Raw genomic sequence first — 14,753 nt, 5'->3', positions numbered from 1 at the left:
GATCCGGCACCGCTGACCGCCGAGGATCTGCGGGATCGGGCTCGGTTGTATCCCCGGGTGACCAGTTTCCGGTCGCGACGCGGGTCGCTCACCCCCGCCCAGCAGCACAACTGGGAGACATTGTGGCCGATCGTCGGTCGCGACGCCACGGACACGCGCCTCGATCTCGAGCAGTGGTTCGGGCGCAGCGCGCCGGTGATCATGGAGATCGGATCGGGCACCGGCACCTCGACCGCGGCGATGGCGAAACTCGAACCGGAGATCGACGTGCTGGCGGTGGAGGTCTACAAGCCCGGGCTCGCCCAGCTCCTGGGCTTCATCCAGCGCGAGGACATCGACAACATCCGCATCGTCCGCGGCGACGCCGTCGTGGTGCTGCGCGAGATGGTCCCGACCGCGTTCTTCGCAGGCATCCGCATCTTCTTCCCCGACCCCTGGCCCAAGGCGCGGCACCACAAGCGTCGGCTGATCCAGTCCGGCACGCTGGGACTCATCGCCGACGCGGTCGTCGACGACGGTGTCGTACACATCGCCACCGACCACGCCGACTACGCCGAGTGGATCGCCGAGGAACTCGCCGCGCAGGAACTGTTGGTCCCGCTCGAGGGCGAGGCACCGTTCTCGCTGGATCGACCGACCACCAAATTCGAGGGCCGCGCCGACCGCGAGGGACGCTCGGTCACCGAGTTCGTCCTCCGGCGCATCCCCAGGGCAGGAGACCACTGATGGCCGTCGACGCAGCGTCACCGAACATGGGCGGGTACGGCACCGGGACCGCCGAGGGGCCCGGGGTCGCCCGGACCATCTCGGGCACCAGCCCGGCGTCGCGGGTCCTGCTCGTCTGGGACGCCCCCAACCTCGACATGGGTCTCGGATCGATCCTCGGCGGACGGCCCACCACCGCCCACCGACCACGCTTCGACGCACTCGGGCGGTGGCTGCTCGCGCGCACCGCCGACATCTCGGCCGGGTACGAGGGCGAGGTCGAACCCGAGGCGACCGTGTTCACCAACATCGTCCCCGGCAGCGCCGAAGTGGTCCGGCCGTGGGTCGAGGCGTTGCGTAACGTGGGCTTCGCCGTTTTCGCCAAGCCCAAGCTCGCCGACGACACCGACGTCGATTCGGACATGCTCGACCACATCGAGTTGCGCAGGCACACTGTGGGGCTGGCGGGGCTGATCGTGGCCTCAGCCGACGGTCAGGCCTTCCGAGAGCCGCTCGAGGACGTCGCAGGTGACGGCACCCCCGTCACGGTCCTGGGTTTCCGGGAGCACGCCAGCTGGGCGGTCACCTCCGACATCGTCGACTTCGTCGATCTCGAGGACATCCCCGGGGTGTTCCGGGAACCGCTGCCGCGGATCAACCTCGATTCGCTGCCCGACGACGGTGCCTGGTTGGCCCCGTTCCGTCCGTTGACGGCGCTGCTCTCCGGCCGTCAGAACTAGTCAGGGTCCTTCGGGACCGACAATGTGGGAACGCTAAGGAGTCGCTGGCAGAAGCACCGATCGGCTCGGTGAGCTGAGACAATCGGTGCTGGCAACCCCCGTGTGAGCGATCACGCGCTGCGCTGCGACGACTTCCCCCACGACCTTCGAGAGGATGTAACCGGTGTTCGGAGCCATTGGCACATTCGTGTACCGGATGCGCTTCGCGGTCATCGCCGTGATGATCGTCCTGATGGGCGGCCTCGGCCTCTACGGCCTCGGTCTCGGCAAGAACCTCTCCCAGAGCGGGTTCTTCGACGACGGTTCGCAGTCGGTGAAGGGATCGCAGCTCGCCGACACCACGTTCGGCCGCGACCACAAGTCCGACATCGTCCTGCTGATCACGCCGCCGTCGGGGACCAAGGTCGACGACGCCGCGTTCGGCACCAAGGTCGAGAAGTTCGTCGACGAGATGATCCGCGATCACAGCGACGTCGTCGACCGCAACGACCCGGGCATCATCGACCCGTTCGCGCCTGCCACCAGCACCGCCGCGAAGGCCGCCCAGGACCAGATCCGGGCGCAGACCTTCGACGCGTCCCGCGACCACGCCTTCATCAGCATCGGCGTCCGCGGCGACGACGACACCACCGTCCTCAACAACTACAAGAAGCTCGAACCGGCCTTCGACAACATCGACGGCCGCTACGACCTCCCCGGGGCGAAGTTCCAACTGGCCGGTCTGCAACCGATCGCCAACGCGATCTCCAACGGCACTGCCGAGGACACCACGCGCGCCGAGGTCATCGCGCTGCCGCTGGTCGCGCTGATGCTCTTCTTCATCTTCGGTGGCGTCGTGGCCGCGGTGCTGCCGGTCGTCATCGGTGGCCTCACCATCGCCGGCGCCACCGGCATCCTCAACGCCCTGGCCCAGACCACCGAGGTCAACTTCTTCGCGCAACCGGTCATCTCGCTGATCGGTCTGGGCATCGCCATCGACTACGGGTTGTTCATCGTCAGCAGATTCCGAGAAGAATTGGCGGAGGGTTATCCGCCGAAACTCGCGGTGCGAAGAACGGTGATGACCGCCGGTCAGACGGTGGTGTTCTCGGCGACGATCATCGTCGCGGCCCTGGCGTGTCTGCTCATCTTCCCGCAGGGCTTCCTCAAGTCGGTCGCCTACGGCGCGATCTGCGCGGTCAGTCTCGCGGCGCTGCTGTCGGTGACGGTGCTACCCGGCATCCTCGGGATCCTCGGGACGCGCATCGACATGCTCGGTTTCAAGTTCCTGCGTCGCACCAAGACCAAGAAGGAGATCGAGGACGGCTTCTGGGGCAAGCTCGCCGGCTGGGTCATGCGGCACCCGCTCAAGACCGCGATCCCGACGGTCCTGCTGCTGCTCGTTCTCATCATCCCGTTCAGCAACATCTCGTTCGGCGGCATCACCGAGAAGTACCTGCCGCCGGGCAATGACTTCCGTAGCGCGCAGCAGGATTTCGACCGCATCTTCCCGACGCAGCGCACCGAGGACATCAAGCTCGTCATCCCCTACGACGAGAACAGCAACGACGACGGCACAAAGCTCCAGACCATCGCCGACGAGGCCAACAAGATCCCCGGCTTCACCAAGCAGTTCAGCCTCGACAGCGCCCAGGGTGCGCAGACGGGCAGCATCGAGGGCACGAACACCGGTGTGGTCCAGATGTCGGCGGGTCTCATCGACCGCAACACCGCGGGTGACGCGGTCAAGGCGTTGCGCGCGATCGACACCCAGGGCCTCACGATGTACGTGGCCGGGACGCCCGCGCTGACCCAGGACTCCATCGACGCCCTGCTCGACGACCTGCCGCTCATGGCGGTGATGTTGATCGTGGTGACGTTCCTGTTGATGTTCCTGCAGTTCGGGTCGGTGGTGTTGCCGATCAAGGCGGCCCTGATGTCGGCGCTGGGCCTCGGCTCCACGCTCGGCGTGCTGACCTGGATCTTCATCGACGGACACGGCTCATCGCTGTTCAACTTCACCCCGGGACCGCTGATGTCGGCGGTCCTGGTCCTGATCATCGCGATCATCTACGGGTTGTCCACCGACTACGAGGTGTTCCTGTTGTCTCGAATGGTGGAGGCGAGACAGAAGGGCGCGACGACCACCGAGGCCATCCGCAGCGGTACCGCGCACACCGGTCGCATCATCACCGCGGCCGCGGCGATCCTCGTGGTGGTGGTCGGCGCGTTCGGGTTCTCCGAGATCGTGATGATGAAGTACATCGCGTTCGGCATCATCGCGGCACTGATCCTCGACGCCACGGTCATCCGCATGCTGCTGGTCCCCGCGATCATGAAGCTGCTCGGCGACGACTGCTGGTGGGCACCGAAGTGGATGCAGGCCGTCCAGCGCAAGATCGGTCTCGGTGAGACCATCCTCGACGACGAGCCCGGCCGCGCGACCATCCCGGGTTCGAGTCGGGACGCGGGAACCGTTGTCGCACAGGTCCCCACGATGGCGATGGCCGCAGCAGGCAGTGGTCGCGGCGCCGGAACCCGGCCTGCCGCACCACGTCCGGCCGGTCCGGAACGCGTAACCCCTGACCGTGTCCCGCCGCGGGACGGCCGACCGCTGCCCCCACGACCCGCCGTCGGTCGCGGTGGTCCTCCCTCGCGGGATCAGTCGCCGCACGACGGGCCGGTCCGTCCGAAGGTGCGTCGGGTCGACGCCGACGCACCCGTCGGTCCGCGACGTCCGCCGCCCCCGCCGGACAGCGGGCCCATCGCACCTCCGCGCCCCAGCCGGGAGACCACGACCAGCACCCGACCGCCGGCGCCCGCCGGAACCGGTTCGCCCCGTGGACGCGCGAACAGTTCGCGGCCGGACACCGGCGGCTGGAGCCTCGGCGACAGCGGCATCCGCCTCGGCGGGGCCATCAGTGCCCGGCCCCCGAGCGGCGGCGACCAGCCCCGTTCCAACGGCTCGTCGGCCGTGTCGAACGGCGCTCCCGCATCCGCAGGTCCGGCCACCGGGCGCGGCCCGGAGCCGATGCCGGTGCGGGGTGGACGTCCGGTGCCGCCCGAGCGCACCGGCGCCCGACCCCCCGCCGCACCGTCCGGGTCGGATGACCGTGGCCCGCTGGGTCGGCGTCCGTCCCTGCAGGACCAGCGCAACGATCGTCCGCTGATCGCGTCGTTGAGTCCCGAGGACGATTCGCGCGACGACCCGTCCGACGACCGAACCGACGACCACGATTCCAGTGGCCGTCGGCACGAGCGGGGCGATGATCGCCAGATCAGCGTCCAGGAGCTGCTACGTCGTCGGAACAACAACGGCGAGTAGGTCCTACCGCGCCGCGGGTGACGGGGTGTCGGCCTTCTCGGCCGCATCCCGACCGAGCACGCGGGCGTAGCGGGAACCGATCGTCAGCAGGATCAGTCCGACGACGATGAACGCTCCCACGCGGAACGCCCCGTCGAGGGTGGCGAGGTCGAAGAGCATCAGCTTGCCGACCGCCGCCGCGGCGAGGACGAGTCCGGCTCCGACGGGGACGATCCGCGCCGACCCGGCCGGGACCCGCGTCGCCTGGACCAGGGCCGCCGCGGCTGCGATGACCCAGCAGATCGTCGCCGCCATGTGGCCGGCGAAGAAGCCGGTGTCGACGCCTCCGGTGGCCACGCCCGTGGTGACGCTGACGGTCGTGATCGCGTACAGCGCAACCACACCCGTCAGGGCCCAGAGCCACTGGGCGGCCGGGGCGACGGCCTCCGAACGGACCCAGGCCCACGCCGTGACACCGGCGGTGACCGCGAGCAGGAGACCCGCGACGATCGTCGACGCGGCGAGTGTCGGACGGATGTCGACGGGGTCGATCAGCGTCGACACCGGCGACTGCGCCACGAACGCCAGGCCCCCGATGACGGCGAACGCGAGTCCGACGTACCGACCGACCGTGTCGTGGCGTCCGACGACGGTGATGGTCGCGGCCAGGCCGAGCAGCGCCGGAACCGCCACCGGCGCATCGAACGCCGCGACCACACTGATCAGGGCGGCGACGCCGGCCAGGGCGGCCCACGTGTGTCGGAGCACGACCGTCATCGACGGGATCCTCTCCGCGAGCAGGACCAGCGCCAGCAGCGACAGCGCGAGGAGCGCGATCGCGCCCGCGGCCAGGTGGCGGTCGACGGCGATGCCACACACCAGCAGCGGGATCACCCCGATCACCGAGGTGGCGGCCACGGCGAGGGTGGCGACCCGAGAGGTCAGGCGCGGCAACACCGCGACGGTGGAGCCCAGCGTGAGCGCGGCGTTGACCGCGCAGGCGCCGGCCAGCAACCACATGTCGATGTCGGTGGCCGTGCCCGACAGGGCGGTGGCAGGCACGAGCCAGATGGTCCCGGCGACGACCCGCACGACGTGCAGGTACAGCCAGTCGGTGCCGAGGTGCGCGGGCAGGGCGACCGCGGACAACGCCAGCATGAAACCGACGAGGGTGAGGTTCACGCCGTCGGCGACGAAGGGTGCCAGGACGATCAACGGGACCAGTACCCCGAGCGCGAGGTACTCGGAGTCCCAGCGACGCGCGAGAGCCAGTCCGGCGCCTCCGACCGCTGCGGCGATCGCGAGTCCGGCTGCGGCAGGCAGCCATTCGTAGATCCGGGTGACCGCGATGACGTCGAGGTAGGCGGTGGCGATGCCGGTCGCCGCGAGTGCGAGCGATCCGATCCGGCCCTCGGCTCGGTGGTGCATCCGCCATCCGGCCGCCACGAGGAGGCCGGCCAGGACGGCGCCGGCACCCACCCGGACCTCGGGTCGCAGGATGCCGGCCTGGGCCGCGAGGACCAGGAGCAGCACCACGCCGACCAGGGTCACCGCGACTCCCGCAGCGGCCAGGATCGCACCGACAAGGCGCCCGTCGGCGGCCGACGCGGCCCGCTTCAGCAGACCCGGTCGCGGTGGCGGGGGCGGACCGATCGGGTACTGCGGCATCGGCGGACGCGGGGGCATCGGGCTCTGGGGCATCGATCGCGGTGCCGGCCCCTGCAGCGGTGGACCCTGTGCAGGATGCCGTGGCGGCGGGAACTGCGCCATCGGCGCCTCCAGGCCCGAACCCGGCCGCATCCACTGCGGGAGGTCCGGCGGGTACATCTGCGGTGTGGGGTGCGGCGCCCGGGGTGTCTGCTGGGCCGGTGGAGCAGCGGTCGCCGGAGTCGGGACGGGCGCGGATGTGGGTGGTGCGGCGGTCATCGTCGACTGCATCTCGGTGAGGTGCGACGACATCTGCGCCATCTGGCGCGACAGGGATTCGAAATCCGCAGAGACCCGGGACAGGACGGTCCAGTCCGGGCGATCGGGACGAGCATCTGATTCGGTCATGCCGTCGATCCTCGCCAGGATCGGCCGTAGGCAGATGAGTACGACTACTCAGGCGCCCTGGGGACTTCCCCGGGGCGTTCCACCACTGAAATCGTCCGACATGAGCGTCGCCGAGGGCATATTGCCCTCGAAGGCTCTGTATTCGGACGATTTCAGTCGCATGCCCGCTGACTACTCGTCGAGACCGTGCTCGATGGCGTAGCGGGTGAGTTCGACCCGGTTGGCCAACTGCAGCTTTCGCAACGTGGACTGCACATGGTTCTCGACGGTGCGATGACTCAGCCCGAGCCGGGTGGCGATCTGTCGGGCACTGAGGCCCTTGGCGACGAGGCGCAGCACCTCGGTCTCGCGCTCGGTGATCACCGGCGTCTGCTCGTCGCGACCGGTGTCACCGGCGATGCGGCGGAACTCCCCCAGCACCAGACCGGCGAGACCGGGCGTGAAGACGGCCTGTCCGTCCGCGGTCGCCACCACGGCGTCGACCAGCTCGGTCCGCGACGCACTTTTCACGAGATACCCACTCGCGCCGCTCTTCACGGCCGCGAGCACGTCGTCGCGTTCCGCCGACGCCGACAGCACCAGCACCCTGGTCGTCGGCGATGCCTCGAGCACCGCGAGGGTCGCGTCCACGCCGGTCCCGTCCGGCAGCTGCATGTCCATCAGGACCACATCGGGTCGGACGGCCGCGGCTCGCGCGGCCGCAGCGCGTACGCCGTCGGCGGTGGCGACGACGTCGAATCCGTCCTCGGCCAGATCGCGCGCCACGCCCTCACGCCAGATCGGATGATCATCAACAACCATGATCTTCACAGGAGGGCCCGCCTCGCTCCGGGCCTCGCTACGCTCGATCCTCACTTCGGCGACCCTCCTGTTGACGGCACGGTGAACTCCCACTCGGTCCCGATGTCCGGCCCGGTGTCGAGGACGGCGGTGCCGCCCAATGCCTCGATACGCCCGACGATCGACTGCGAGATGCCCATCCGGCCGGCGGCGACCGCCTCGGGCAGGCGGCCGGGCGCTATCCCGACACCGTCGTCGCGCACGCTCACCACCACCGCATCCGACAGGTCCTCGAGCAGCACGAACGCCTTCGCCCCGACACCGGCGTGGTGAGTGACGTTGTCCAACGCATTGTCCACCGCGGCAAGCATTTCCGACACCCGTAGCGGATCGAGCAGCACCGGGTCGGCGGGAGCACTGACCGTGACGTGGTCGGACGCCCGCGCACGCAGCAACGCCGACAGGTCGCCCATCCCGTCGGCAGCGTTCGCGACGGACGGCCCGGCCTCGCTGATCAGCGACCGCAGCGCCCGTTCCTGGTCGGCGGCCAGCATCGCGAGATCCGCGGTGGGGCCACCTATCTCGCGACCACGACGGCTGATGAGCGCCAGGACCTGGAGGACACCGTCGTGCACGTGGCGCGACAACCGGTCCCGCTCGGCCGTGGCGGCCGTCAGTCGAGCGGCCTCGGCCAGACGTTCCTGCGCACGCCGTGCGGTCACCGCACCCATGCCGATCACCAGTCCCACCGCGAGCAGGATGACCACGGCCGCGTTGCGCCCGAGGTCGACGTTGACGAATCCCTTGGCCACCGTGCTGGAGACGATCACCGCCACCGCGGCCACCCCGCCACCGACCGCGCCGAGCTGGATGGCGGCGGAGATGACGGCGTTGGCCGCCCACAGTGTGGTCGGGATCGACTGGTTCGCCTCCCGCCACTCGGTGGAGGCGATGAACACGGTGGCCATCATCAACAGACAGACGAAGACGACCTCGGCGATCACCCACGAGCGGCGTCGACCGAAGCCGGCGAGGTAGGCGAGGGTGCACACTCCGGTCCACACGGTCAGCACCGCGAACAGCGTCGCCCCCAGTGCGCGGTGCTCGAGATCGTCGTTGACCGCGATCTGGAAACCGAGCGCATAGAGGTAGCTGAGCAACCGGAACGCCTGAGCCGCCCGCCACAGCGGCGCGACGGCGTCGTCGGCCGCTGCATCGGCCAACCGGGCAAGCCGGTTCGGCAGGCGCGAGCGGTCGGCGGCTGTCATGACCGTGGTGTCAGCTGATCGTGTCGGGACGCGTCGGTGGGTCGGACGGCGAGTCTCCGTCGTCGGGATCCGAGTCGTCGACGCCCTCGCCGTCGGCTTTCTCGTCGTCCGGGGCGTCCGGCGGACCGTTGAGGCCCGGCGCGTCCGACGAATCCCACGTGGGCGGGTCGGCCTTCGCGGCGTAGATGCCCATCTGCACCTCGTTGTCGGCGGTCTCGGCCGCCTGCGCGGTCTGCGAGTACATTGACCGCACCGCGGTGTTGAGGAAGGCGATGAGGGGTACGGCCAGCAACCCGCCGATGATCCCCGCGGACACGATGCCCGCCGCGATGCCCAGGACCACCGCCACCGGGTGCAGTCGCACCGACCGGCCCAGCAGGAATGGTTGGAGCACATGACTTTCGATCTGCATGACCGCGACGACGACGGCCAGCGCGATGACCGCCGCGATCCAGCCCTTCGTGACGAGTGCGACCAGGACGGCCAGCGACCCGGTGACCAGCGCTCCGACGATGGGGACGAACGCGCCGATGAACACCAGGGACGCCAGGGGCAGCGCGAGGGGTACCTGGAGGATCGCCAGGCCGGTGCCGATGCCGATCGCGTCGACGAGAGCCACCGCCACCGTCGCGCGGACATAACCGACCAGCGTGCCGAACCCGGCGCGACCGGCCTCCAACACCTTCGGCCGACTGCCCGACGGGACCAGTCGCGTCGTGAACTCCCAGACGTGCCCGCCGCCGAAGAGGAAGAAGATCATCAGGAACAGCAGGAGGACGCCCGCGGTCGCGATCTTGGTGACCACACCGGCGGTCGCGATGGCGCCGCTGGTGATCTTGTCCTGGTTGCGCTGGATCATGGCGATGATGTCGTCGCCGATCTTGTCGATCTGCGCCTGCTTCAACCCGGGCGGGCCGTTGACCAGCCAGTCCTTGACGGAGTTGATCGATTGCGTGGCCTGCGTCGACAGATCCGGGAGTCCGTCGATGAACTGCTGGACGACGAACGTGAGGATCCCGGCCACCGCGCCGAGGAAGACGATGAGTACGAACGCGACCGCCACCCCGCGATTGACCCCGTGTCGATCGAGCCAGTCGACCAACGGGATCAGGAAGGCGGTGCCGAGGATGGCCAGCGCCACCGGGACGATGACCTCTTCGTACCGGTTGGCGACGATCGCGAGCAGGTACAGCGCGACCGCGACGACGATGAGTCGCCACGACCACTCGGCCGCGGCACGGACCAACGGGTGGACCTTCTCGCGGTCGGATGCGGCCGTGGCGGTGTCGCCGGCGGACCGTTTCCGCGCAGCGCCGATGGCCGCCGCGATACCCGATCTACGCTCTGTCACCTCGCAACACTAGCCCGCGGGACAGTCTCACAAGACCGCCGAAATCAGGCTCGGTGCACCCGGGTGCGCAGGCCGGTCGATAGGGTGTGAGTCCATGACGGCCGAGTACAGTGACGCCGCCGACGAGCCCATCGATTCCGGCGACGGAGGATCGGGTCCCTCCGCGGCCCCCGGGCGCCGCCGTTTCTGGTGGTTGCGCTGGGTGGCCATCGCCCTCGTCATCGTCATCCTGACCGTCGAGGCGATCCTGGTCTGGCCGAAGCTCGAAGAGGCCTGGCACAGCATGGACCGCCTGAACTGGCTGTGGGTCCTCGCGTGCATCGTCGCCGCCGGGTTCTCGATGGACAGTTTCGCGCAGGTGCAGCGCACCCTGCTGCGCTCGGCCGGCGTCAAGGTCAAGCAGCTCAAGTCGCTCTCGGTCGTCCTCGCGGCCAACTCGGTCAGTCAGACGATGCCCGGCGGCAACGTGCTCGCACCCGCCTTCACCTATCGCCAGACCCGTAAATGGGGGGCCACCCCGGTCGTCGCGTCCTGGCAGGTGGTCATGTCGGGACTGCTGATGGGTGTCGGTCTCGCGGTCCTCGGACTGGGCGGCGCACTGCTCGCCGGCGCGAAGACCAGCCCGTTCTCGGTGATCTTCTCGATCAGCGGCTTCATCGCCTTCGTCATCGCCGCCCAGTACGTGGCCGGACACCCCGAGTCGATCCAGGGCCTCGGCACCCGACTCCTGCACGTGGTCAACCACTTCCGCGACAAGCCGCAGGATCACGGCGTCACGCGCTGGCACGAGATCCTCGATCAGCTGCGTGCGGTGCAGCTCAACGGTCGCCACACCGGCGAGGCGTTCGCCTGGTCGCTGTTCAACTGGATCGCCGACGTCGCCTGCCTGGCCTTCGCCTGTTACGCCGTCGGCGGCGAGCCGTCGATCTCCGGCCTGGCGGTCGCCTACGCCGCGGGCAAGGCCGTGGGCACCGCGTTCCCGCTGCTGCCCGGCGGACTCGGCGTGGTCGACGCGGTGCTGGTCCCGGCCCTCACCTCGGCCGGCATGGGCGCGGGCGAGGCCGTCACCGCCGTGCTGGTCTACCGCCTGGTCAGCTACCTGTTGGTGTCCCTGGTCGGCTGGGTGGTCATCTTCTTCATGTTCCGGCAGGCGATCGGCGACGTGGAGTCCGACATCGACACCGACACCGACCCGGACGACGACACCTCCCGCGACACCGCCGACGAGCCCGGCCCGGCCACCACGTCGGCGACCGACCCGCCGATCAGCGATCGCCGGGATCCGTCCGAGTCCGGGAGCTGACCGGAGGCCTCACCGGCTACCGTGTGCGCATGAGCCGTCCGTCTGCCACCCCGCGCCGTCGCCGACTCCGACCGGCCGTCGAGGCCGGCGCGTACGACGTGATCGCCATCCTCGTGTTCGTCGTCATCGGTCGCTTCAACCACGACGACGGGTTGAGCGTCGGCGGGATCTTCTCCACCTTCTGGCCGTTCGCGGTCGGCGCCGCCCTGGGCTGGGCCATCGGCTACCTCGTCTCGCACCTGCGGTCCGGCGACCTCGCCGAGCCGGACTTCCGCCCGTCGCGACTCCTCCCCGAGGGTGTCGTGATCTGGCTGTCCACGCTGATCATCGGCATGGTGATGCGGGACCAGTTCGGGCAGGGCATCGCGGTCAGCTTCGTCATCGTCGCGACCATCGTCCTGGGCCTGTTCCTCATCGGATGGCGACTGGTCAGAAAATCGGTCGCGAGGCGCCGGGCGACTCCCTAGCATTGCCCCTCATGTCCACGCGATCGGTCACCCTGTCCGCGCTGGGTTTCCGATTCCCCGACGGCAGTGCGATCTTCGACGACGTGTCGGTGTCGCTGAGCGGCCACCATGTCGGGATCGTCGGTTCCAACGGTGGCGGCAAGTCCACTCTGGTTCGGCTGATCATCGGCGAACTGACACCCACGTCGGGGTCCGTCGACCGGCCGTCCTCCATCGGGTATGTACCGCAGGACATCTCGATGCACCGACACCGACGTGTCGAGGACCTCATCGGGGTCGCGGGGATCCGCGCCGCGCTGGCCCGGATCGAGTCGGGGTCCACAGGCGAGGCCGATCACGAACTGGCCGAGGGCAACTGGGATGTCGACGAGCGCGCGGTCACCCTCTTCGATCAGCTCGGCCTCGGACACCTCGTGACCGGACCGGGCGATCTGACCCGCGTGGTCGACGAGTTGTCCGGCGGGGAGTCGACCCTGATCGCGCTGATCGGCGCGCTCATCGCCGGACCGCAGCTACTCGTCCTCGACGAGCCGACCAACAACCTCGATCCCGCGGCGCGACGTCTCGTGGTGGCCGCCATCGCACGACATCCGGGGCAGGTGCTGACGGTCAGCCACGATCGCGACCTCCTCGACCACGCCGACGCGATCGCCGAGGTGCGCGACGGGACCATCCGCGTCGTCACGGGCAACTACTCCGATTTCATCGACATCGTCACCGCGGAACAGGACCGGGCGCGCGAGGTCCTCGCACACGCGAAAAGTGATGCCGCCAAGCAGAAACGGGAGTTGATCGCCTCGCAGACGGTCATCGCACGGCGGCAGCGGTACGGCCGGAAGATGAACGAGCAGAAGCGCGAGCCGAAGATCGTGATGAACCAGCGCAAGCGGTCCGCTCAGGAGGCGGCGGCCAAGCTGACGGGCGGCCATCAGCGTCGGCTGGACGACGCACGCACACAGGCAGGCGTGGCGGCCGAGGCGATCCGCGACGACCGTGAGGTGCGGGTCGAACTGCCTGACACCGCAGTGCATCCCGGCCAGGTGGTGTTGGCTCCGCGACGGCTCGGACTGCCCGCGGGTGAGATCGAACTGTCGATCGTCGGACCTGAGCGCATCCATCTGCGGGGTCGTAACGGCGCGGGCAAGACGACGCTGATCCGAGCGGTGCTCGCGGCCCCACCCGAGGTGTCCGTCGGCTGTCTCCCGCAGGTGCTCGACGGCCTCGATCCCGAGGCCTCCCCCTACGACCTGGTCGCCGCCGCGAGTCCGTCATCGACCGCGCAGCAGCGACGGGCCGGGCTGGCGCGCATGCTGTTCCGGGCCGATGACGCCGACCGACCGGTCCGCGACCTGTCCGGCGGGGAACGTGTCCGCGCGGCGTTGTCGGCGGTCCTGCTCGCCGACCCGGCACCGCGCCTGTTGATCCTGGACGAGCCCACGAACAACGTCGACATCGTGACCCGCGATCATCTCGCGCAGGCCCTGGCCGACTTCCGCGGGGCGCTCGTCGTCGTCAGCCACGACGACCACTTCGTGGACGACCTGGGCATCACCCGGATCGTCGACCTCGACGGTCCGACGGATTCACCGGGTGTATCTGCCGAGCCAGTCCAGTAGCGCATGGCGCAAGGTGATGGTTCCCGCGGTTCCCGTGGATGCCGAGTCGCCCATGCCGTGGTCGAGTGCGGGCAGTTCGATGTAGCGGGAGGGGACCCCGGCAGCCCTCACCTTGTCCGCGAACCGCTTGACCGGGGCGGCGAGGACGAGATGGTCGGCGCCGCCCTGGACGATCAATGTCGGCGGCGACTGCGCCGTGAGGTGATTCGCGGCGTCGACGAAGCGGTAACGGTCCGGATAGGTCTCCGGCGATCCCCCGATGAACTGACGACCCGTGGCCTTGCCGAGAGCCGAATCCGCGTATGCCGCGGTGATGTCCACCGCCGGGTAGCCGCCGACGGTCGCGACGATCCTGGGCAGCTCGTCCGGTGTCCCGCACGTCGGCTTCAGGGTCTTCGCGGCGGTCATGTACGCGGCGTTGATCGCCAGGTTGCCGCCTGACGACTCACCGAACGTCACCACCCGGCTGGTGTCGAGACCGGCGGCCGCGCTGTTGCGCGTCACCCAGGTCAGCGCGCACCCCACGTCGCCGACCTGCGTGTCCCAGTTGTGCACGGTGTCCGAGGCGAGTCGGTAGTCCACGTCGAGCACGGCGTACCCGTGGTCGGCCAGGTAGCGGTTGTACGGGGTCGGGCCGGGCGCACCGGCGACGAAACCCCCGCCATGCGCGAAGACCACCACCGGATGCGGACCCGGGGATGTCGGCTCGTACAGATCGGCGTGGATCGGAGTGCCGTCGGGGCTGCCGACGACGACGCGACGGTCGGCCTTGGCGCCGAGATCGCCGCCCGGGCCGGGCGGGGTGAAGAACGCGAACCCCGCACCACCGTTGGCGACACCGACGCTGATGACGACTGCGGTGACCAGGGAGGCGACGACACCGAAGGTCGCGAACCCCGCTGCGATGGTGCGCCGACGGCTCAGCCCCGACGGACGCCATCGCCGCGGACGAACCGTCCGGAAGATCAGTGCGACCGACACGAGCGCGACGAGCACGTTGTAGATGCCGAGGTTGTCGCGCAGGAGGCCGACCGCCAGCCACAGAGACTGCAGGAAGCCCGCGTTCAACGTCCACGACATCCACGGCACCGGTGTCAGCGCGAGGAGCTGACCGACGACGACGTACAGCACCAGCACGACACCGATCACCGTGGCAAGGACCCTCGAGAACCTACGCATGCCCCC

General features: G+C 69.3%; 11 protein-coding genes. 6 read left to right on the top strand and 5 right to left on the bottom strand.

Features of this window, described 5'->3' with window-relative positions; all coding sequences use genetic code 11:
• Nucleotides 1-12: 12 nt before the first annotated feature.
• From trmB to LX13_RS11020, 3 genes are all read left to right on the top strand, one after another.
• A complete protein-coding gene (trmB, locus tag LX13_RS11030) occupies nt 13-726 on the top strand; it encodes a tRNA (guanosine(46)-N7)-methyltransferase TrmB (RefSeq protein WP_253661815.1) in 714 nt (237 codons plus the stop codon).
• A gap of 26 nt (nt 727-752) precedes the next feature.
• Nucleotides 753-1,445, top strand: a complete 693-nt coding sequence (locus LX13_RS11025; RefSeq protein ID WP_253661814.1) for an NYN domain-containing protein — start codon at nt 753-755, stop codon at nt 1,443-1,445.
• A 163-nt stretch (nt 1,446-1,608) separates the two neighbouring features.
• Nucleotides 1,609-4,749: an MMPL family transporter gene (locus LX13_RS11020; RefSeq protein WP_253661367.1), complete on the top strand. Its 3,141-nt coding sequence runs from the start codon at nt 1,609-1,611 to the stop codon at nt 4,747-4,749.
• A 3-nt stretch (nt 4,750-4,752) separates the two neighbouring features.
• Here the strand turns inward: LX13_RS11020 and LX13_RS11015 are convergent, their stop codons facing one another.
• The 4 genes from LX13_RS11015 to LX13_RS11000 all read right to left on the bottom strand — a co-directional run bounded on the left by LX13_RS11015 (nt 4,753) and on the right by LX13_RS11000 (nt 10,161).
• A complete protein-coding gene (locus LX13_RS11015) occupies nt 4,753-6,783 on the bottom strand; it encodes a DUF2339 domain-containing protein (protein ID WP_253661366.1) in 2,031 nt (676 codons plus the stop codon).
• Nucleotides 6,784-6,954: 171 nt separating this feature from the next.
• Nucleotides 6,955-7,584, bottom strand: a complete 630-nt coding sequence (locus LX13_RS11010) for a response regulator (RefSeq protein ID WP_253661365.1) — start codon at nt 7,582-7,584, stop codon at nt 6,955-6,957.
• A gap of 50 nt (nt 7,585-7,634) precedes the next feature.
• A complete protein-coding gene (macS, locus tag LX13_RS11005; protein ID WP_253661364.1) occupies nt 7,635-8,831 on the bottom strand; it encodes a MacS family sensor histidine kinase in 1,197 nt (398 codons plus the stop codon).
• A gap of 10 nt (nt 8,832-8,841) precedes the next feature.
• Nucleotides 8,842-10,161, bottom strand: a complete 1,320-nt coding sequence (locus LX13_RS11000; protein WP_372499902.1) for an AI-2E family transporter — start codon at nt 10,159-10,161, stop codon at nt 8,842-8,844.
• Nucleotides 10,162-10,276: 115 nt separating this feature from the next.
• Here LX13_RS11000 and LX13_RS10995 point away from each other — a divergent pair, with 115 nt between their 5' ends.
• The 3 genes from LX13_RS10995 to LX13_RS10985 are packed head-to-tail and all read left to right on the top strand — an operon-like array spanning nt 10,277 to nt 13,568.
• Nucleotides 10,277-11,485 carry a lysylphosphatidylglycerol synthase transmembrane domain-containing protein gene (locus tag LX13_RS10995; RefSeq protein WP_253661363.1) on the top strand — a complete coding sequence of 403 codons (1,209 nt, stop codon included), beginning with the start codon at nt 10,277-10,279 and terminating at the stop codon, nt 11,483-11,485.
• Nucleotides 11,486-11,514: 29 nt separating this feature from the next.
• The gene (locus LX13_RS10990) at nt 11,515-11,952 is read left to right on the top strand and encodes a DUF3054 domain-containing protein (RefSeq protein ID WP_253661362.1); all 438 of its coding nucleotides are present in this window, start codon (nt 11,515-11,517) and stop codon (nt 11,950-11,952) included.
• An 11-nt stretch (nt 11,953-11,963) separates the two neighbouring features.
• Nucleotides 11,964-13,568 carry an ABC-F family ATP-binding cassette domain-containing protein gene (locus tag LX13_RS10985; RefSeq protein WP_253661361.1) on the top strand — a complete coding sequence of 535 codons (1,605 nt, stop codon included), beginning with the start codon at nt 11,964-11,966 and terminating at the stop codon, nt 13,566-13,568.
• Here the strand turns inward: LX13_RS10985 and LX13_RS10980 are convergent.
• Nucleotides 13,536-14,747 carry an alpha/beta hydrolase gene (locus tag LX13_RS10980; protein ID WP_253661360.1) on the bottom strand — a complete coding sequence of 404 codons (1,212 nt, stop codon included), beginning with the start codon at nt 14,745-14,747 and terminating at the stop codon, nt 13,536-13,538. The genes LX13_RS10985 and LX13_RS10980 overlap by 33 nt on opposite strands.
• Between the last annotated feature and the right edge of the window lie 6 nt (nt 14,748-14,753).

The organism is Williamsia maris (genome assembly GCF_024171815.1).
GTDB lineage: Bacteria > Actinomycetota > Actinomycetes > Mycobacteriales > Mycobacteriaceae > Williamsia_A > Williamsia_A maris.
Note: the sequence above shows the minus strand (reverse complement) of the source record. Positions and strands in the feature narration are given on the sequence as shown.